The sequence below is a fragment of the Enterobacter cloacae complex sp. IR5458 genome (assembly GCF_049238025.1).
Lineage (GTDB): Bacteria > Pseudomonadota > Gammaproteobacteria > Enterobacterales > Enterobacteriaceae > Enterobacter > Enterobacter kobei.
Window position 1 is genome coordinate 1 of sequence record NZ_JBMKIF010000054.1, and the last position, 17,781, is coordinate 17,781.

General features: G+C 61.1%; 15 protein-coding genes and 4 pseudogenes. 4 read left to right on the top strand and 15 right to left on the bottom strand.

Annotated features, from left to right (window positions below):
- Positions 1-60: 60 nt before the first annotated feature.
- The 3 genes and pseudogenes from ACOTYN_RS24140 to ACOTYN_RS24150 all read left to right on the top strand — a co-directional run.
- Positions 61-219, top strand: a pseudogene (locus ACOTYN_RS24140) (IS30 family transposase); the annotation flags it as partial.
- Between the two features lie 12 nt (positions 220-231).
- A pseudogene (locus ACOTYN_RS24145) lies at positions 232-1,125 on the top strand (IS3 family transposase); the annotation flags it as partial.
- A gap of 50 nt (positions 1,126-1,175) precedes the next feature.
- Positions 1,176-2,156, top strand: coding sequence for an IS5 family transposase (locus ACOTYN_RS24150; RefSeq protein ID WP_001567929.1), 981 nt, complete (start codon positions 1,176-1,178; stop codon positions 2,154-2,156).
- Between the two features lie 224 nt (positions 2,157-2,380).
- On the opposite strand, the gene ACOTYN_RS24155 is transcribed toward ACOTYN_RS24150, so the two are convergent.
- The 15 genes and pseudogenes from ACOTYN_RS24155 to ACOTYN_RS24225 all read right to left on the bottom strand — a co-directional run bounded on the left by ACOTYN_RS24155 (position 2,381) and on the right by ACOTYN_RS24225 (position 17,360).
- Complete coding sequence (locus ACOTYN_RS24155) at positions 2,381-3,532, bottom strand: S1C family serine protease (protein ID WP_000323729.1); 1,152 nt, start codon at positions 3,530-3,532, stop codon at positions 2,381-2,383.
- 24 nt (positions 3,533-3,556) lie between these two features.
- Positions 3,557-4,523: pseudogene (locus tag ACOTYN_RS24160) on the bottom strand (zinc metalloprotease HtpX).
- A complete protein-coding gene (gene psiE-GI / locus ACOTYN_RS24165) occupies positions 4,501-4,998 on the bottom strand; it encodes a heat resistance protein PsiE-GI (RefSeq protein ID WP_000843381.1) in 498 nt (165 codons plus the stop codon). Before psiE-GI ends, ACOTYN_RS24160 begins: the two are co-directional and overlap by 23 nt.
- Positions 4,995-6,710, bottom strand: a complete 1,716-nt coding sequence (gene kefB-GI / locus ACOTYN_RS24170; protein ID WP_001567932.1) for a heat resistance system K+/H+ antiporter KefB-GI — start codon at positions 6,708-6,710, stop codon at positions 4,995-4,997. Before kefB-GI ends, psiE-GI begins: the two co-directional genes overlap by 4 nt.
- Before the next feature lie 3 nt (positions 6,711-6,713).
- Positions 6,714-7,154 carry a heat resistance system thioredoxin Trx-GI gene (trx-GI, locus tag ACOTYN_RS24175; RefSeq protein ID WP_000786816.1) on the bottom strand — a complete coding sequence of 147 codons (441 nt, stop codon included), beginning with the start codon at positions 7,152-7,154 and terminating at the stop codon, positions 6,714-6,716.
- On the bottom strand, positions 7,144-8,289 hold the full coding sequence (locus ACOTYN_RS24180) for a hypothetical protein (protein ID WP_001723515.1): 1,146 nt from the start codon (positions 8,287-8,289) through the stop codon (positions 7,144-7,146). Before ACOTYN_RS24180 ends, trx-GI begins: the two co-directional genes overlap by 11 nt.
- A gap of 79 nt (positions 8,290-8,368) precedes the next feature.
- A complete protein-coding gene (hdeD-GI, locus tag ACOTYN_RS24185) occupies positions 8,369-8,980 on the bottom strand; it encodes a heat resistance membrane protein HdeD-GI (protein ID WP_001090783.1) in 612 nt (203 codons plus the stop codon).
- A 96-nt stretch (positions 8,981-9,076) separates the two neighbouring features.
- Positions 9,077-9,964, bottom strand: a complete 888-nt coding sequence (yfdX2, locus tag ACOTYN_RS24190; RefSeq protein ID WP_001567935.1) for a heat resistance protein YfdX2 — start codon at positions 9,962-9,964, stop codon at positions 9,077-9,079.
- Positions 9,965-10,066: 102 nt separating this feature from the next.
- On the bottom strand, positions 10,067-10,981 hold the full coding sequence (gene yfdX1, locus ACOTYN_RS24195; protein WP_001022485.1) for a heat resistance protein YfdX1: 915 nt from the start codon (positions 10,979-10,981) through the stop codon (positions 10,067-10,069).
- A 22-nt stretch (positions 10,982-11,003) separates the two neighbouring features.
- Positions 11,004-11,462 carry a small heat shock protein sHSP20-GI gene (gene hsp20-GI / locus ACOTYN_RS24200; RefSeq protein WP_001275372.1) on the bottom strand — a complete coding sequence of 153 codons (459 nt, stop codon included), beginning with the start codon at positions 11,460-11,462 and terminating at the stop codon, positions 11,004-11,006.
- A gap of 87 nt (positions 11,463-11,549) precedes the next feature.
- A complete protein-coding gene (locus ACOTYN_RS24205; RefSeq protein ID WP_073464170.1) occupies positions 11,550-13,268 on the bottom strand; it encodes an ATP-dependent metallopeptidase FtsH/Yme1/Tma family protein in 1,719 nt (572 codons plus the stop codon).
- Positions 13,269-13,328: 60 nt separating this feature from the next.
- Positions 13,329-13,520, bottom strand: a complete 192-nt coding sequence (locus tag ACOTYN_RS24210; RefSeq protein ID WP_001446316.1) for a hypothetical protein — start codon at positions 13,518-13,520, stop codon at positions 13,329-13,331.
- Positions 13,520-16,369 (bottom strand): heat shock survival AAA family ATPase ClpK, encoded by a 2,850-nt coding sequence (gene clpK, locus ACOTYN_RS24215; RefSeq protein WP_032230765.1) that lies wholly within the window; start codon positions 16,367-16,369, stop codon positions 13,520-13,522. Before clpK ends, ACOTYN_RS24210 begins: the two co-directional genes overlap by 1 nt.
- A 105-nt stretch (positions 16,370-16,474) precedes the next feature.
- Entirely contained in the window at positions 16,475-17,044 is a 570-nt protein-coding gene (gene hsp20 / locus ACOTYN_RS24220) for a small heat shock protein sHSP20 (protein WP_000350438.1), read from the bottom strand.
- A gap of 34 nt (positions 17,045-17,078) precedes the next feature.
- Positions 17,079-17,360, bottom strand: coding sequence for a helix-turn-helix domain-containing protein (locus ACOTYN_RS24225; RefSeq protein ID WP_000643630.1), 282 nt, complete (start codon positions 17,358-17,360; stop codon positions 17,079-17,081).
- Positions 17,361-17,597: 237 nt separating this feature from the next.
- Between ACOTYN_RS24225 and ACOTYN_RS24230 the strand changes: the two are divergent.
- Positions 17,598-17,720, top strand: a pseudogene (locus ACOTYN_RS24230) (transposase); the annotation flags it as partial.
- Positions 17,721-17,781: the final 61 nt, after the last annotated feature.

Below are 17,781 nucleotides of genomic sequence, written 5' to 3' on the forward strand. Positions count from 1 at the left end.
AGAATGAAGATTCCGACGTTACTAACTGAGTGTTGTATCTAATCGTGGGGGCAGGTCAGGCTAATTCGGCAGTACTTTCCTAAAAAGACATGTCTTGCCCAATATACTCAACATGAACTAGATCTGGTTGCTGCTCAGCTAAACAACAGACCGAGAAAGACACTGAAGTTCAAAACACCGAAAGAGATAATTGAAAGGGGTGTTGCATTGACAGATTGAATCTACAGCGGCGTACTTCGCAAAGCTGTCCGACTGAGGTACGCCTTTATCCGTGACAACACCTGTTGCTGGCCTGTTCGCCTGCTCTGTCGGGTGCTGGATGTTCATCCCAGTGGTTTTTACGCCTGGCTTCAGCAGCCGCATTCACAACGCCATCAGGCAGACCTGAGACTGACAGGACAGATTAAACAGTTCTGGCTGGAATCGGGATGCGTCTATGGTTATCGCAAAATCCATCTGGATCTGCGGGACAGCGGGCAACAGTGCGGAGTGAACAGAGTCTGGCGACTGATGAAACGTGTCGGGATAAAGGCTCAGGTCGGATACCGGAGCCCGCGGGCACGTAAAGGCGAGGCCAGTATCGTGTCGCCCAACAGGCTCCAGCGACAGTTCAATCCGGATGCTCCGGATGAACGTTGGGTAACGGACATAACCTACATCAGGACCCACGAAGGCTGGCTGTATCTTGCCGTGGTTGTTGATCTGTTCTCACGCAAAATTATCGGCTGGTCCATGCAATCCCGGATGACAAAAGACATTGTCCTGAACGCACTGCTGATGGCTGTATGGCGGCGTAACCCCCAAAAACAGGTGCTGGTTCATTCGGATCAGGGCAGTCAGTACACAAGCCATGAGTGGCAGTCGTTCCTGAAATCACACGGCCTGGAGGGCAGCATGAGCCGTCGCGGTAATTGCCATGATAATGTGGTTGCAGAAAGCTTTTTCCAGTTGTTGAAACGCGAACGGATAAAGAAAAAGATCTACGGAACGCGGGAAGAAGCCCGCAGCGATATTTTTGATTACATCGAAATGTTTTATAACAGTAAGCGTCGGCATGGTTCCAGCGATCAGATGTCACCGACAGAATATGAAAACCAGTATTATCAACGGCTCGGAAGTGTCTAAATTATCCGTGGCGATTCAAAATACGCTGATCCCGCCACCCGAGTTCTTCCATGAAGCAGATGACCTTCGCCGACGCCGAGTATGCCGGCAAGGGCAAGCAGACCCGCAAGGAACTGTTCCTGATCGAGATGGGTCAGGTGGTGCCGTGGAAAGGGCTGATTGCCCTGATCGAACCGCATTATCCGAAAGGCGAAGGTGGTCGCCCGGCGTATCCCTTGATGGCGATGCTGCGTATCCATCTGATGCAGAACTGGTTCGGCTACAGCGATCCGGCCATGGAAGAAGCGCTGTACGAGACGACCATCCTACGTCAGTTAGCCGGGCTGAGCATGGAGCGTATTCCTGACGAAACCACCATCCTCAACTTCCGTCGTCTGCTGGAGAAACATGAGCTGGCAGCCGGCATCCTCTGCGTGATCAATGGCTACCTGGGGGATCGCGGTCTGTCGCTGCGCCTGGGCACTATCGTCGATGCCACGCTGATCCACGCGCCCAGTTCAACCAAGAACCAGGACGGCAAGCGCGACCCGGAAATGCACCAGACCAAGAAGGGGAACCAGTATTACTTTGGCATGAAGGCGCACATCGGCGTTGATGATGAATCGGGGCTGGTACACAGCGTGGTGGGCACGGCAGCCACCGTGGCGGATGTCACCCAGGTCGACAAGCTGCTGCACGGCGACGAGAACGTCGTCTGCGCCGATGCCGGCTACACCGGCGTCGAAAAGCGCTCCGAGCATGCCGACCGAGAAGTGATCTGGCAGGTCGCAGCACGCCGCAGCACCTACAAGATGCTCGATAAACGCAGAGCCCTGTACAAAGCCAAGCGCAAGATCGAGAAGGCCAAGGCGCAAGTGCGAGCGAAGGTAGAGCCCCCGTTTCGCGTGATCAAGCGGCAGTTCGGCTACACCAAGGTACGTTTCCGAGGGCTGGTGAGGAACACTGCACAACTGGTGACGCTGTTTGCCCTGTCGAACCTATGGATGGCCCGCCGACATTTGCTGGCAAGCGCAGGAGAGGTGCGCCTGTAATGCGGAAAATGGCCGTCGCAAGGTGCTCGCGACGGCTGAAAGCACCGAAATGAGCGGGTGATCCGATCGTTTTTGATCGGTTCACCGCTTTCAAAATCAGCAGTGGCTGAAGTCAGCCGGAAATACAGGGCTACTTCAGACCATCCCTAGCTAGGGCTCGTAGTTCGGCGCAAGGCTGAAGTCGCTTGGCTGCTTCGCTGTGCAGATCCATGACCCACTTTCCATCAAACTCCCGGTTGTAGTTCCACAAGCATCTCGCGAGTCTTGCCGGCCCGCTCCACTAACAAGACCACAACATCTCCAACGTTCTTGTCGTCTAGCCGGGCCTGTAATGTGGTGACGTCGTCGACGGCGATACCGTCGATGCTGATAACGCGATCGCCGGGCACGATGCCGCCTGCGGTGACCTCGACGCCGACGAGCCCGGCCCTGTGCGCCGCCGAGCCCGGCGTCACGCGCAATACGAATACGCCCTTACTGCCGGTCAGCGCCTGCAGACGCGCGTTGATCTGCTCATCCACCTCGATGCCCAGCGCCGGACGGATGTACTTGCCGGTCTTTATGAGTTGCGGCACCACGCGCATAACGGTATCGACCGGCACCGCAAAGCCTATGCCGGCCGAGGCGCCAGACGGACTGTAGATGGCGGTATTGATTCCGATCAGCCGCCCAGCCGAATCGAGCAGCGGGCCACCGGAATTGCCGGGGTTGATGGCGGCGTCGGTCTGGATCAGGTGATCGATGGCCGGGCCGCCCGCTTCTCCCGGCAACGAGCGGTCGAGCGCGGAGACGATACCAGTGGTGAGCGTCCAGTCCAGGCCGAAGGGGTTGCCGATAGCGAACACCTTCTGACCCACCTTGAGGTCGGCACTGGTGCCGACCGGCACGGCCGGCGGGCGCTTGAAACCGACGCCGATCTTGAGCACGGCGATGTCGTGCGCGGGGCTCGTCCCCACCAGCGCGGCCTGGTAGTCGCGGCCGTCGGCCAGTTTGACGGTGGCTTCGGACGCGCCCTGGATGACGTGGAAGTTGGTAACGACGTGGCCGGCGTCGTCCCAGATGAAGCCCGAGCCAGTGCCGCGCGGCACGGAGAACACGTTGCGCGTCCAGACATCGCGTACTAATTGCGCGGTGGTGATGTAGACCACCGAGGCGCGCGATTTTTCGAACAGTTCGATGGTGGTTTTCTCGTCCGCCGCCAGATCGCCACGCGCCATCACGGTGCGTTCTGCTGCCTCGCGCGGACTGAACCATGCCTCGATGGCGGGCAGAAACTGCCACAGCAGCATGAGCGCGGCAATGCAGGCGGTGATGAAGAGCCCGCGCCGGACGAAGCGGTCCGGCGCAGGGCGTTGGTACGGGTCGAGATAGGCCATGAGACGTCTCCTGTTGATGGGCAATCAGCGCCACAGCCCGCTCGGGCGCCAGCGCGGTGGGCGCGTCGCCAAAGCGGATTCCGGCAAAAAATGGGGCGCGCGGAGTGGCAACGCTGATGCTGGCCCAGGCGCCAACGTCAGCAGGCGTGCGATGCGCTCTTGCGTTGCCGGACGCGTGCACAAGCAGGAGGGCTCGGGATTGCCCCATCCCGGCCATAGCCAGGCACGCCAGGAGCGGCTGACCCGCGCGATTTTCGCCAGCGCGGACGCCAGCCCCTGCGGGTCGCCAGTCAGTTCCGCCGCAAGGCGGTCAGCGTCGAACTCACGCACGCGAGACAAGCCGAGCTGTGCGAGCAGGGCCAGCTGGGGCGATGCGGCCAATAACAATAGACCAGGCCAATAGACCTCCGCCGCGCCAACCAGCTGCGCGGGCAGGCTGAGCAGGATCGCGATCTGTCCCATAAGGGCCAGTAGGCTCGTGAGGCGACTGTTGGAATCCGCCAGCCCCATGACACGCAGATCCTCATTAGCGATGTGCGCGACCTCGTGCACGAGCACACCCGCCAGCTCGCGTGGGCTCAGGCTGCGCAGCAGGCCATCGGTGAGGGCGATCGATGCCTCCTGCTTCGATCCCGGTGGCGAAGGCGTTGACGACGGCACTGGGCACATAGTGCGGCACCGGCGTGGCGGGCAAACCGGCACGGGCGGGCAGCTCGCGCAACAGGGCCCACATCTCGTGGGCTTCTTGCGGGTGCAAGGCCCGTACGCGGTACAGGCGCAAGCTCAGCGCCGACGCGGCTACCGGTTCCAGCAGCAACGCACCTGCAACGGCAAACAGCGCGAGCCACAGGCAGCCTTCCCCAAACGGCAGTCTCCCTGCTGCGGCTGCGATCCCTACCATGGTCAGGACCAACAGCCCGGTCTGCAGGCGGTTGAGCCAGCGGTGTTGCAAGAGCGCCGTGCGCGGATCACTGGGATGATGACGGGTCATGCTCAGAGGTCTCGGCGGCGCGGTCGCCGCGCTTGCGCAGCAGCCAGTAGGTCGCACCCAGAGCCAGCGTGGCGCTTGCCAGCGCGGCTATCTTTGCGGGGCTCGCGTCGGAGTCGAGGATCACGAACTTGCGGGAGAGTGCGATCAGCGCGATCAGGACCACCGTCTTGACCTGGATGATGCTGTCCCGACGCAGCGCCACGCGCACGATGGAATGCTTGAACTCCATCGCGATCAAGAGCGTCATGATCATGCCGAACACGCTCTGGAATACCTTGTGGTCCAGGGGATTGAAGGCATCGAGAACCAGCAGCGTGAAGACGATGGCGATGAGCTGGAACAGCGACACCACGATGATGACGGCGATCACCGCCGACAGCACGAGCGCGACAACCTGCTCGAAGCGCTCGTAAAAACTCATGATGGCCAATTGGTCACGTAAGACCTGAAATGGGTTAAGGCGTGTTGATTTCATGACGATGAACTCCCTGGAAAACGGTTGCTGTCGAGACGGCGGCGCATTGCGCTGATGTGTCCTTCAATCAGCTCGGTCGACATGCCAAGCGTCGACATCACCTGTTCCGCCAGCCCAATAGCTGCGGCAAAGGATTGCTGATACACGCGCACGTTGGGCATGGCGCGAAATGCATCGGCCGCGGTCGTACTTCTGCATGACACCCACAAGGTCAGCGCCGGACGGTGCTCGGCAATCGCCTGGGCGATGCGCAACGCTTGCTGGGCATGGGCGAACGTCAGCACCACCAAGTGCGCATGCGTCAAGCCGGCAGCCAGCAAGGTATCGGGCCGACTGGCATCGGCATGGAACACCGGCGCGCCGGCGGCACGCGCGGCCTCGACCTTCTGCGCGTCCGCCTCCAGCAGCAGATGCGCCACGCCGGCGTGGCGAAGAATCTCGCTGACTGTCAGGCCAAGCTCGCCCGCGCCGCAAATGATGACATGGTCTCGATATCGCGTCGTCTGCGCGGCGATCTCGACTTCTTCAGCCTGGGGTGGCTGAATGACGCCGCCGGTGCGGCTCAAGAACCGGGCAAGTACATCGTGATGGCGGATCAGTAGCGGTGCCAGGGCCATGCTGAGCACCAGCGCGACCAGCATGGGTTGGACGACGGTCGCGGGGATCAGATGCTGCTGCAAGACCGTGCCCAACAACAGCAGGGCGAACTCGCCGCCGTGCCCCAACGCTATGCCCGTGCGCCAGGCATCGAGGGCGGACAGGCGCGTCGCCCGCAAGGCCAGCGTATTGAGCAGGATCTTGACCGGTACCAGCACCACCAGCCACGCCAGCACCGCCAGCGGTGCCGAAAGAATCTGTGCTGCGTCCAGTTGCAGGCCGATGGTCACGAAGAACACGCCCGACAACACATCGCGAAACGGCCTGAGGTGGCTTTCCATGTGGTGCCGGAAGTCGCTCTCGCCCAGCACCATCCCGGCGAGGAAGGCCCCCAGGGCGGCGGATACGCCGACCGCGTGCGCAGCGGCGGCGGCAGCCACCACCACGCACAAGGAGACGAGCACGAACGATTCCTCGTGGCCCCGCCGTGCCACCCAGCCCAGCAGGCCATGCAACAGACGGCGCGAGGCGAGGGCCGCTGCCGCGAACAGCAGCAGCACACCGAATACTTCGAGCAGCACATGCTCGATCTTCGGCGACTCGCCGCGCGCCCAGATCGCCAGCAAGGCCAGCAGGGGCACGCTGGCCAGGTCCTGAAAGACCAGCACGGCGATGGCACTGCGTCCATGGCGGGTGGTGAGCTCACCTTGGTCGGCCAGTTGTCGGCTGACCAGCGCCGTGGACGACATGGCCGCCGCAGTGCCGAGCAGCGCGGCGCTCTGGCCGGGCTGCCCCAGCCACATCAATAGCAGGATCAGCGGCGGGGCCACGGCGATCATCTGCAGAGCGCCCGCCATCAGCACCGTCCTGCGGGCGAGCCAGAAGTCTCCGAGGGAGAATTCCAGTCCGACCATGAACAACAGCAGCGCCACGCCCAGCTCGGACAGAAAGCTCAGCGTCTCCCCCGGCGCGATCACGCCGATGACTGAGGGGCCCAGTACAACGCCGACAGAGAGATACCCCAGCAAGGCGGGCACTCTGAACGCCGCCGTCGCCATCGCCGCCAGGCTGCAAGCCGCCAGCAGGATTAGTGTAGTGCCGAGCAAGCCCTGCATCGGTCAGCGTCCCACTTGCGTCGACGTCCAGCGCACGATGTCCTGCGCGCCCATCACGCCGGCCTGACGGGCGATCTCCCGCCCACCCTGGAACAGGGCGAGCGTCGGGATGCTGCGGATACCGAACTGCGTGGCCAGGTGGGGCTCAGCCTCGGTATTCACCTTCGCCAGCCGGATCCTCGGTTCGAGCTGGTGCGCCGCTTGCTGGAACTGTGGCGCCATCATCTTGCACGGCCCGCACCATGGCGCCCAGAAATCGACCAGCAGCGGCAGATCGCTGCGCTCCACGTGGCGCGAGAACGTCGCCGTGGTCAACTCGATGGGCTCGCCCGTGAACAAGGGCTGCTGGCAGCGGCCACAGTTGGGATGTTCCGATAGCTTCGCAGTCGGTACGCGGTTGATGGACTGGCAGTGCGGGCAGACGAGGTGAAGATCATTCTTCATGGTTCGCCTCCTTGGACCACAGTGAGGCTGCCTCGCTTCGGGTCACAGACAATGCCAACCAATCAACGCCTTGGAGCCAATCGTTCCCGTTTTTGCTTACTCCGGCCTCTTCCAGATGAGCAGCGATGAATGCTTCGGCCTGCATGAGCCACCTTCGGACAGCATCTTCCTTACTAGGAATCAGCAGGATTTCAGAGACGCAGCTGGCATTCAGCCCGTCCACACGGATAAGCAGAAAAATGCGCCGCCACAAACGCGGCATGTCCTTCAGCAGGTCAAATGCAAAAGCGAACTCGCTCGTCCGATCAATCAGCTCCTCCTGTTCCGCGATCGTTGCGACATCGGGATGCTGACTGCCAGCGAAAATATCGGCCAGCTTGAGTGTGTCATCGTGCTGATAAAATTCGAAGATTTCCTCTTCCACCATGGCCTCGGCCACGTCTTGGGCATCCGGTTCGACCGGCGCGTCCAGAGAAACGAATTCGCCAAATTGCCGGCTGCTTGCCACTTCGTTATCCAGGACGGCGAACAGATGCTTCAAAAGACCGGTGTAAGCCTCTTTTTCCCCCGGCACGGATTGCCATTCCACCTTAGCTCGGACAATCGCTTCATCCACCACGTCGCGCAGCGTCGGATAATCGCGCGGTAAATCGCCGACGGCCCGCAGATAAGCCAGCTCACGCCTTGCGACAGCCTCAAGTTTCGACAGTAGAGGCATTCGGATCACCTCGGCCTCATGGGCGGCTGATGCGGGTTTTGCGGCAATCCGCACCTTGAGCTCGCGCAAGCGCTCGCGTCGTGCTTTGCGCTTGATTTGATCCTGAGCATGCAGTCGGTCAAAATGCTTCTTGGCCTGACGGAACAACGACTTTGCGAGCATCTGCGCGAGGGGCGTCAGCTCGTCATGTGATGCAGTAACACTGACAATCTTTTTGCCGGGCAGGTGCATATAGCCACTGGCCAGAAATTGCCGCTTGATCTTGTCGCGATCAAGGACGATTTGAAGTCGCGCTGAATCTTTAGTGTGTTTGTCGAGCAATGGCTTGAGGGCGTGCTCGATCACATTTCCCAAAGCTCTCTGCCAAGGTTCATGAAACTCTTTGTCGATAGCTCGATAGCTATATTGTATCTGCATGTATGACTCCTTCGATGTCATTTCTATGGAGGCATGAATCGAGGATGCTCATATCCATAGATTTTGGTTTGGCACGCTCTTACCCCAGGCGCGTTTTGCGAAGACGCCAACTCAAGAACAAAAGCGTGACGCCATAGACTGCCGCATGGAAACCCAACAGCCAGCCTGCGGCCACGAATGACTCGACCGGACGGGTAAAAAATATCCACAAGACGATAGCACCAAGGATAATCGAGAGCAGTCCACTGAGGGCAAGCCAGATTTCACCCTTGATTTCCCGACGCAGCCGAACGGCGGCGGATATCTCCAGCACACCGGTGAAAATCGCCCAGAAGCCCACGCTAGCCCATAAAAAAGAAGCCAAGACTATCGTGGCGACCCAAGGAGCAACCAGGACGACGACGCCCGTAAGTATGCCGACAATGCCGCTGAACAACAACCAGCCCCAGCGCTCTTTTTTCTGGATATGGCGCACCGCTGCAAACAAGTTGAACGCGCCATTGACCAAGGAAAATGCGCCGAACATGATGGTCATGGCCAACAGAGCCGATTGTGGCATCCAGAACGCGAGGGCTGCAAAAATCAATGCCAAGACACCGCGCAGCACAAAAAGCCACCAATTTTGGCTAAGCGAACACAGTGCTTTGGTGGGGTCATCCGCACTGGAATCGGTGATGGTGTCTGTATTCATGCTATATCTCCTAAAGATCTAATGGGGTGAAAAAGCAAACACTCCTGAGCCAAGAGAGGGGCGCGACGCGCCCCTCTTACGCCCTATCCAGCGGTTTCAGAACAACTTGGACAGCTTTGCCTTGATTTCATCGAGCCAGCCTTTTCCGCCGCCTCCCCCTCCCGTCTTTTCCTTGATTTTCTTGAGTTCAGCGTACAGGGGCTCAAAGTCCTTCCTTTTTCCATAGCCCAGCAGTTCTGCCATTTCCAACTGCTGCCGGGCTTCGTTCAACAATGTCTCCAGGCGCTCATTGGATGCTTCGCTGCGCTGACCATCTTCTACCAGAGGCTCGGCGCGCTTCAGGAGCAGCTTCGCACGCAGGACGGGCAGCGGAAGCACGCTGCGCTCCTCGACCAGCGTGCTGAGCGCTGACTGCAGCGCGGCTTTGGCTTCTTCGATCTTGCCCTGATCGATCAGCGGCACGACTGCCTTCACGGCTGCGGGATAGGACGCCAGAGGGATGTTGGTGACCGTGATCACGATTTCACTGGCCAGCAAAGCCAGCACGTGGCGAGCCTGTTGCACCTCGCCATGTTTGAGGGCATCCAGCGCCTCGTCGGTCATCGCCTCAATGGTTTCCGTGTTGGCGAACAAGTCGTGCACGATGGTGCGCACATCAACGCCGGCCAGGGCGAGCGTGGGTTCGCGCGCGACGATCAGCTCCAGCTTTCCCGTCACTTCGGCCAGCGTTGCCAATGCGCGTGCAGTGTCCTTGCCGTCAAGTGCGGCCAGCGCTGATTTGGTCAGCGACAAGGCCGAGACTGCCTCATCGAGGACTTGTTTACGTTTGTCTGCCGCCTGCGAGTCCGTTTCTTTCTGAACCTCAGGCTGTACCTCCGTGACGACTTCAGGCTTGGACTCTGGACTGACAGGAAGGCTGCTTACCGCGGCTTGTTCGTTTATTCCTTCGTTCGTCGCATTGGGATTCGGTGTTTGCTCATTCATGGTGATATGCCTCGTATGAGATAGTGAAAATAGGCGAATCTGTTGGGGCTGAATGCGAACATCGCGAGACTGACCGACAGAGCAGTCAGCCCCTTCATCACCTCAAAACAGCTTTTGGATGCGCGTCTTCAACTCGTCGAACCATCCCTTGCCGCTTTTGCCACCAGCCGACTTTTGCTCAATGGACTTCACCTGATCGAAAATGGGTTTGAAGTCCGCCTTCTTGCCATAACCCAGGATCTGCGCCATCTCGATCTCCGTGCGCACGGACGACAGCAAGGTGCTGAGCTCCTCGTTCTGCTTGGCATCGCGCCTGTCGGTCTCGGCCAGCTTTTCAGCTTTTGCCATCGCGGCTTCGGCCCGTAGCACGGGCAGAGGAAAGGCGACCGAGGTCACCACCAGCGTGTTCAGTGCTCGGGCGAGTTCCGCTTTGGCGTTGTCGATCTTGCCGCTGTCGATGAGCCGTGCGGCCGACTTGATCGCTGCCGGGTACGTTGCCATCGGAAGGTTGTCGGTTTGGATTACGATTTCGCTGGCCAGATTGGCAACGATGGGCCGGGCCTTTTGCACCTCGCCATCACCCAACAACTCCCGAGACAACTTGACCGCTTTCTTTACCGATTCCACGTTGGCGTGGATATCGTGGGTGATGACGCGTACATCGACCGGCGCCAAAGCAAGTTTGGCGTCACGTGCCAATACCAGTTCCAGCTTTCCGCTGGCCAGTTCCAGCGCAGCAAGCGCCTCCTTGGTCTTCTTTGCATCAAGGAGGGTCAAAGCCTCCTGGGTCTTGGTGAGCGCCGTGATGGCGTCTTGAGTGAGCTCGGCACGCTTTTTATCGGCTTCCCGGGCGGCCTTGTCATCTACTTGTGGCTGTGCCGCCTTGGATGCGGCAGAGGGTGCTGCAGCACCTGGGCTAGAACCTGCCGCCGATTGGGCCAGAGCCGGTCCGCTCAGTCCGACGACGACCGCCAGGGCAAGTGCGGAGAAGGTGTATTGTGGCTGTTTGATATTCATGATCTTGGGCTCCTGATTGAAGTTAGTTGACTGAGATTTCAATCTGTTTCGGTTTGGCTTGCTCGGCCTTGACAAGCCGCACTTCCAGTACGCCGTCTTTCATGGAAGCCGTCACCTTGGTCGGATCAACGTTGTCAGGCAAGACAAAGCTGCGCACAAAGCGGCCATACGCACGTTCGATGCGGTGGAACTTCTTGCCCTGCTCCTCTTTTTCCAGTTTGCGCTCGCCGCTGATGGTGAGCACACCGTTTTCCGCGCTGACGCGCACGGCATCCTTGGGGACCTCCGGCAGATCCAGCTTGAGGAGGAATGCGTTCTCATCCTCGCTGATGTCCGCCATTGGTGCCCAGTCCGCCGTGGTCATGGCTTCGTTGCCGGTACGGGCGCCCTGTCGCTGGGGTATTCGTCCGAACATCGTCGCCAGGCGGTTTTGCAATTCATCCAGTTCCCGGAAGGGGTCCCACGGAGTCAATGCAGACATATCGGTTCTCCTTGAACAATGCCGACGAATTGGATGACGCACTGAACAGAGCCGTCGGTTTACTCTGAATGGCACCTACTACTGTTTTCAGTTCCGAACAAGTCCTTGAGTCAATTGACGGATATCGCTTTCGTCGAGCGTTTCCCGCGCCAGCAGCTCGCACGCACAGCGCTCCAGCACCGCGCGGTTGATGTCGAGAATCCGGTAGGCGTGCTCGAACACGCCCATCACGATGTCGCGGATAGCCTGATCGATGCGCGCCTGGGTCGATTCGGCCACCCGGCAACCGCCGTGGGCCAGTTCCGGTGTATCGAGAAAGCGGGGCCGCTGCGCCTCGAAGGCGATGTAGCCCAGGCCCTCGTCCATGCCAAAGCGGGTGATCATGTCGCGGGCGATGTCGGTGGCTCGCGCCAGATCGTCCGCCGCCCCGGTAGACAACTCGCCGAACACCAGCTTTTCGGCGGCACGCCCGCCCAGCAGTACGGCGATCTTGTGCTCGAGATCGGTACGCGTCATCAGGAAGCGGTCTTCGGTGGGGGGCTGCAAGGTGTAGCCCAGCGCGCCGATGCCGCGCGGGATGATCGAGATCTTGTGTACGGGGTCGGTTTCGGGCAGCACCAGCGCATGGCCCATCTCGTGATGGGCCACGGTTTCCCGCTCCTTGGGATTGAGCACGCGGCTCTTCTTTTCCAGGCCCGCCACGATGCGCTCGATGGTCGCGGTGAAGTCCTGCAATTCCACGGCGGACGCACGGCGTCTCCTCGCCGCCAGCGCCGCCTCGTTGACCAGATTGGCGAGGTCCGCGCCGGAAAAGCCCGTGGTCAGTGCGGCTACCTGTTCGAGGTCTACATCCTGGGCCAGCGTCACCTTCTTGACATGAACCTTCAGGATGTCCAGCCGCCCCTTCTTGTCGGGCCGGTCCACCAGCTCCTGGCGGTCGAAGCGGCCGGCACGCAGCAGCGCCTGGTCGAGGATTTCGGGGCGGTTGGTGGCGGCGAGGATGATCAGCCCGACCGAGCTGTCGAAGCCGTCCATCTCCGTGAGCAGCTGGTTGAGGGTCTGCTCGCGCTCGTCGTGGCCGCCGATGCCGCGCACACGGGCCGCACCCACGCCGACGAACATCTCGACAAACTCTGATCCGGAGATGGAGAAGAAGGGCACCACCGCCTCGCCGGCAACAGCCTTGGCCAGCAATGTCTTGCCGGTGCCCGGTGGGCCGACCAGCAACACGCCCTTGGGAATGCGCGCCCCGAGACGGCCATAGTCCTGCGGATTCTTCAGGAAATCGACGATCTCGACCAGCTCCGCCTTGGCCTCATCCCCCCCCGCCACATCGGCGAACGTCACACCGGTGTTCTTTTCCACGAACACCTTGGCGCGGCTCTTACCGATGTTGAGAAACCCGCCCATGCCCTGTTTCTCGGCGAAGCGGCGGAACAGGAAGAACCAGACGCCAAAGAAGGCTACCGCTGGCAGGATCCACGACAGCACATCGCGCAGCCAGGTGCTCTCCAACACGCGGGCATAGGGCACGTCGTACTTCGACAGGCGATCGGCAAGATCGGGTTCGACCCTCGTTGCCACGATCGTCGTCTTGCCCCGGCTGTCCGGCGACTTCAGGCGCCCGGTCACCGTACGATCCGACACCAGCACTTCGGCCACGCGCACCTCGGCCAGCGCCTTCTCGAACTCGCTGTAGGGCACCGGCTCGACGGTTTTCGCCGTCTGCCAGTAGCTCTGCAAACTCAGCAACAGCAGGAAGGCAACGATCCAGTAGCCGGTATTCCATTGATTCTTTTTTTCCATGGGCCTTGTTCCTCGAAAGTCGAGTTGCCAGAGGATCAGGTGAACAGACGGGCCGCACCGTCACGCAAACGGATGGCCAGCGAGCGGGAGAGCAGTGCCGCCGCTGATGAGCAGCCCCCACGGCGTGGCCGACCGCGGATCACGCTTGTAGACGACCGCGTGACCCGCGGCCACGACCGCCACCGCGATCGAGGCCAGGGAGGCTGCCCATGCCAGGCCGATGGGGTCGGACACGGCAGCCTCGCCCGCCATCAAGATGCGTCGCTCGCCGACTTCTTCTTGCGCGAGCCTTTGCCAGCGTCGCCGTGCGGCGTCTCGGTCGCCTTCGCGGCATCCGGCTGCTCCGGCTCGGCCGGGGTCTGCGGTGGCTCTTTGCGTTCGAACACCACGCGTTCGGCCTTGTCGTCCCAGCGTGCGCTGGCGTGATCGCCCTTGCCGATGCCGCCACCGAGCATCTCGCGCGCCAGCGCAGTTTCCAGCTCGCTGCGGATCAGGCGCTTGAGTTCACGCGCACCGAACTCGGGTTTGTAGCCTTCTTCCGCGAAATGGTCGATCAGCGTCTGATCGAAAGTGAGCGTCACGCCCTGGCTGGCGGCGCTGCGCGCCACGCGATCGAGCTGCAGGCCGACGATGTGGCGGATCTCCTCCTTGCCCAGCGCATGGAAGACGATGATCTCGTCGATGCGGTTGAGGAACTCGGGCCGGAAGTGGCCGCGCAGCACGTCCATGACCTCGGCCTTGGTCTTTTCGTACTCCTCGTCGGCCGCCCCACGCGCCTTCAGCCGTCGCTGGATGATGTCCGAACCCAGGTTGGACGTGGCGATGATGATGGTGTTGGTGAAATCCACCACCCGGCCCTTGCCGTCGGTGAGGCGACCGTCGTCGAACACTTGCAGCAGGATGTTGTAGACGTCAGGGTGTGCCTTCTCGATCTCGTCGAGCAGCAGCACGCTGTAGGGCTTGCGCCGCACCTTCTCGGTGAGCTGACCGCCTTCGTCGTAACCGACATAGCCCGGAGGCGCGCCCACCAGCCGCGCCACGGTATGGCGTTCGCCATATTCCGACATGTCGATGCGCAACAGGGCGTGCTCATCGCCGTAGATCGATTCGGCCAATGCCTTGGCGAGCTCGGTCTTGCCCACCCCGGTCGGGCCCAGAAACAGGAAGGTAGCCACCGGTTTGCTGCCTTCGCGCAGGCCGGCGCGGGACAGCCGCACGGCATCGGCCACGGCACGGACCGCCTCGTCTTGTCCCACCAGGCGCTCGTGCAGCCGTTGTTCCAAGTGCAGCAGCTTTTCGCGCTCTTCCACCGTCAACTCGTTGACCGGGATGCCGGTCAGGCGCGAGACGATCTGCGCCACGTGTTCTGCCTTGACCTCTGCACTGCCGGAGGCCCGCTCCCGCTCCCAGTTCTCGACGAGCTTCTTGAGCTCGGCCTCCTTGGCTTCGATGCGCTTGCCGAGCTCGGCGGCCTGGTCGTACTGCTTGCGCGCGGCCACGTAATCCTGTTCACGCCGCAGCTGGTGCAGTTCGGACTCCAGCTCCTGCACGGCCACCGGCCGGGCCGTGGCCGACAGCTTCACGCGCGCGGCCGCCTGGTCGAGCAGGTCGATCGCCTTGTCCGGCAGGAAGCGCGCCGTGATGTAGCGGTCGGACAACTCGGCCGCCGCGATGATCGCGTCCTCGGAGATGCTGACCTTGTGGTGCGCCTCGAAGGTGTCGCGCAGGCCGCGCAGAATCATGATGGTCTGGGCCACCGTCGGCTCGGGCACCGTCACCGGCTGGAAGCGCCGCTCCAGTGCGGCATCCTTCTCGATGTATTTCTGGTACTCGTTCAGCGTCGTGGCGCCGATCAGGTTGAGTTCACCGCGCGCCATCATCGGTTTGAACACGTTGGCCACGTCCAGCCCGCCTTCGCCACCGCCCTGGCCGGCACCGACGATGGTGTGCACCTCGTCGATGAACAAAATCAGCTCGCCCTGGTGCTCGGTCACCTCCTTCAGCACCTTCTGCACGCGCTCCTCGAACTCGCCGCGATATTTGGCGCCGGCCACCATGGCGTTGATGTTGAGTTCCACCAGGCGCTTGTCGCGCAAGGTCTCGGGCACTTCACCCGCCACCATGCGCTGCGCCAGCCCTTCGACGATGGCGGTCTTGCCCACACCCGGCTCGCCGATCAGCACCGGGTTGTTCTTCTTGCGCCGGGCCAGCACCTCGATGGTGGTTTCGATCTCCTGCGCGCGGCCGATCACCGGGTCGAGCTTGCCGTCGCGCGCCATCTTGGTCAGGTCGCGCGAGTACTTGTCGAGTTCTGGCGTGTTGGTCGGCGTCTCAGCGCGGCCATCCTCGGCGCCCTTGCCGACCACCTTGCTGACCTGTTGGCGCAGCGCCTGCGGCGTCAGGCCGTAGCGGCGCAGCAGGTTGGCGGCCAGCCCTTCGCCTTCCTCGGCCAGACCGATCAGGAAATGCTCTGGACCGACATAAGAATGGCCGAGTTCATTGGAGGCTACGAAGGCGCGGCTGAGCGCATCCTTCACGCGCGGCGACACGCCGATCTCGCCCTCGAAGGGCTTGTCCCCGCGCTTGGCCTCAGACTCGATCTGCCGCTTGAGGTCATCGACCTTGATCTTGAACTGACCCAGGATGGTCTTGACCACGTCGCTGTCGGCGAGCGCCAGCAGCAGATGTTCGGTATCCACCTCGGAGCGGCCAAATTCGGCAGCGTGTTTGGCGGCCTCCTGCAACAAGGCTTCCGACTGTTCGCTGATGCGGCTGGCCAGCCCACTGCCGCGACGGCGCGGCACACCCGAACCTGCGGCGGCGGGCTCGCCAAACGAGGCATCGACCACGTCATCGGTATCGGCGGCAACTGGCGTCGCGTCGTCGCCGATGCGGAAGAAGTCACTGCCGAGGAAGTCCTCGAACAGGCCGCTGCGCGAACCGAACAAGGCTTCCAGCGGCGAAACGGTGCGCTTTTGCTGGCGCACTAATTGCCGGTAATGGTCGTCGCACAACAGCATGGTGCTGTGACGACCGTTGAGATTGGCTTCCACCCGCACGGTGGCGGGTTGGCCGCAGACCTGGCATTGTTTTCTGGCCATGCTGATGCTCCTTAGAAGGTTGAAAAGGTTGAGGCGACGAGGCATCGCGAGCCGCGACACCTCGTCTCGGGACGGGTTTTTCTTGTGACGAACGAGCCGGCGACGTCAGCCGTTGATCGGGATCGAGCGTCCCTGCTTCGGCGCGCTGACCTCGCGCTTGTCGATCGTGACCGTGAGCACCCCGTTCTTGAACGATGCCTTGATCGAATCCTGGTTGGCGTCGTCAGGCAGGTTCAAGGCACGCTGAAAGCTGCCGTAGGAGCGCTCCACACGGTGGAAGCCACCTTCCTTCTTCTCCTGTTCCTGGCGCTTCTCGCCACGCACCATCAGCACGTCGTTGTCGAGGGTGATCTGGATGTCCTTCTCCTCGACACCGGGCACTTCCAGGGCAATCTTGTACTGCTTGTCGGTTTCCTGGATGTCCAGGGCCGGCTTCAGCATGCCCGACCAATCGGATGGCCACTGCGGCATGTTCAACGCCGGAAAACCGAAGCCCCGGAATGCGTCATCGAACAGCCGGTCGATTTCCCGATGCAGTTGCAGGAGCGGGCTGACTGGCCCGCTCGCCGCTGGCAGGTCATTGCGCTGCACCGGCAGGGAAGAGGCGGTCTGCTGCTCTTGCTGCTCGTTCTTGAACCAGTTCCAGGGAGCCAACTTCTTGAAATCGATGTCCATGTCATACCTCCAGAAAAATTGGAAAACGAGTTACTCAAGCCCTTTGCCTGCTGCGACGGGCAGTGCGCCCAGGCGACACGGGCTGCTCGGATGACTTCTGCTGTTCACGCTTGCGCATCACCTCCTTCTTTGCTCCGGCTCGGGTCTGATCATTGATGCACTGATCGATTTCACTTTGACGAAGCCGCCACGTCCCGCCCACCTTGAAAGCCGGAATTTCCCCGTGTGCGGCGAGCCGATAAAGCGTCCGCTTGCCGACTTTCAAGTACGCAGCCAATTCATCGAGCGTGAAAATCACCTGTAGGTGCGCTTTCATCTCACCCTCTCCAATCGCGTCGCTTTGCGGTTCCGGCCAAGGAAATCCTTGCAATACTTTGTAATACTAGACCTGCTATGAAAAACTTCAAGAGTCAATGTGCAGCGTTCTCCCGCCCCATTGATGCAGGTCAACTGCTCAGGCAAGGCACAGGGGGGCGGCCTGATCAGGCAATGGACAGCGCCTGGCTCCTCAGCCTGCGTGTGCCACAGGCGCCTCGATCAAACACCGATCCTCACGTTGTACCCGGAGACGCAGATCCAGTTGTGCATAGTACACATGGCACGCAACAGCCTGCGGTTCTTGGCGTGGAAAGACTATAAAGCGGTAACCCGTGACCTGAAACAGGTTTACCGCGCAGCTGATCTTACCCAGCAATAGTGGACACGCGGCTAAGTGAGTAAACTCTCAGTCAGAGGTG

Excerpts from the sequence above, each read along its gene's own strand:
- ACOTYN_RS24150 (WP_001567929.1), top strand. The coding sequence starts at position 1,176 with ATGAAGCAGATGACCTTCGCCGACGCCGAGTATGCCGGCAAGGGCAAG.
- ACOTYN_RS24155 (WP_000323729.1), bottom strand. The coding sequence starts at position 3,532 with ATGGCCTATCTCGACCCGTACCAACGCCCTGCGCCGGACCGCTTCGTC.
- psiE-GI (WP_000843381.1), bottom strand. The coding sequence starts at position 4,998 with ATGAAATCAACACGCCTTAACCCATTTCAGGTCTTACGTGACCAATTG.
- kefB-GI (WP_001567932.1), bottom strand. The coding sequence starts at position 6,710 with ATGCAGGGCTTGCTCGGCACTACACTAATCCTGCTGGCGGCTTGCAGC.
- trx-GI (WP_000786816.1), bottom strand. The coding sequence starts at position 7,154 with ATGAAGAATGATCTTCACCTCGTCTGCCCGCACTGCCAGTCCATCAAC.
- ACOTYN_RS24180 (WP_001723515.1), bottom strand. The coding sequence starts at position 8,289 with ATGCAGATACAATATAGCTATCGAGCTATCGACAAAGAGTTTCATGAA.
- hdeD-GI (WP_001090783.1), bottom strand. The coding sequence starts at position 8,980 with ATGAATACAGACACCATCACCGATTCCAGTGCGGATGACCCCACCAAA.
- yfdX2 (WP_001567935.1), bottom strand. The coding sequence starts at position 9,964 with ATGAATGAGCAAACACCGAATCCCAATGCGACGAACGAAGGAATAAAC.
- yfdX1 (WP_001022485.1), bottom strand. The coding sequence starts at position 10,981 with ATGAATATCAAACAGCCACAATACACCTTCTCCGCACTTGCCCTGGCG.
- hsp20-GI (WP_001275372.1), bottom strand. The coding sequence starts at position 11,462 with ATGTCTGCATTGACTCCGTGGGACCCCTTCCGGGAACTGGATGAATTG.
- ACOTYN_RS24205 (WP_073464170.1), bottom strand. The coding sequence starts at position 13,268 with ATGGAAAAAAAGAATCAATGGAATACCGGCTACTGGATCGTTGCCTTC.
- ACOTYN_RS24210 (WP_001446316.1), bottom strand. The coding sequence starts at position 13,520 with ATGGCGGGCGAGGCTGCCGTGTCCGACCCCATCGGCCTGGCATGGGCA.
- clpK (WP_032230765.1), bottom strand. The coding sequence starts at position 16,369 with ATGGCCAGAAAACAATGCCAGGTCTGCGGCCAACCCGCCACCGTGCGG.
- hsp20 (WP_000350438.1), bottom strand. The coding sequence starts at position 17,044 with ATGGACATCGATTTCAAGAAGTTGGCTCCCTGGAACTGGTTCAAGAAC.
- ACOTYN_RS24225 (WP_000643630.1), bottom strand. The coding sequence starts at position 17,360 with ATGAAAGCGCACCTACAGGTGATTTTCACGCTCGATGAATTGGCTGCG.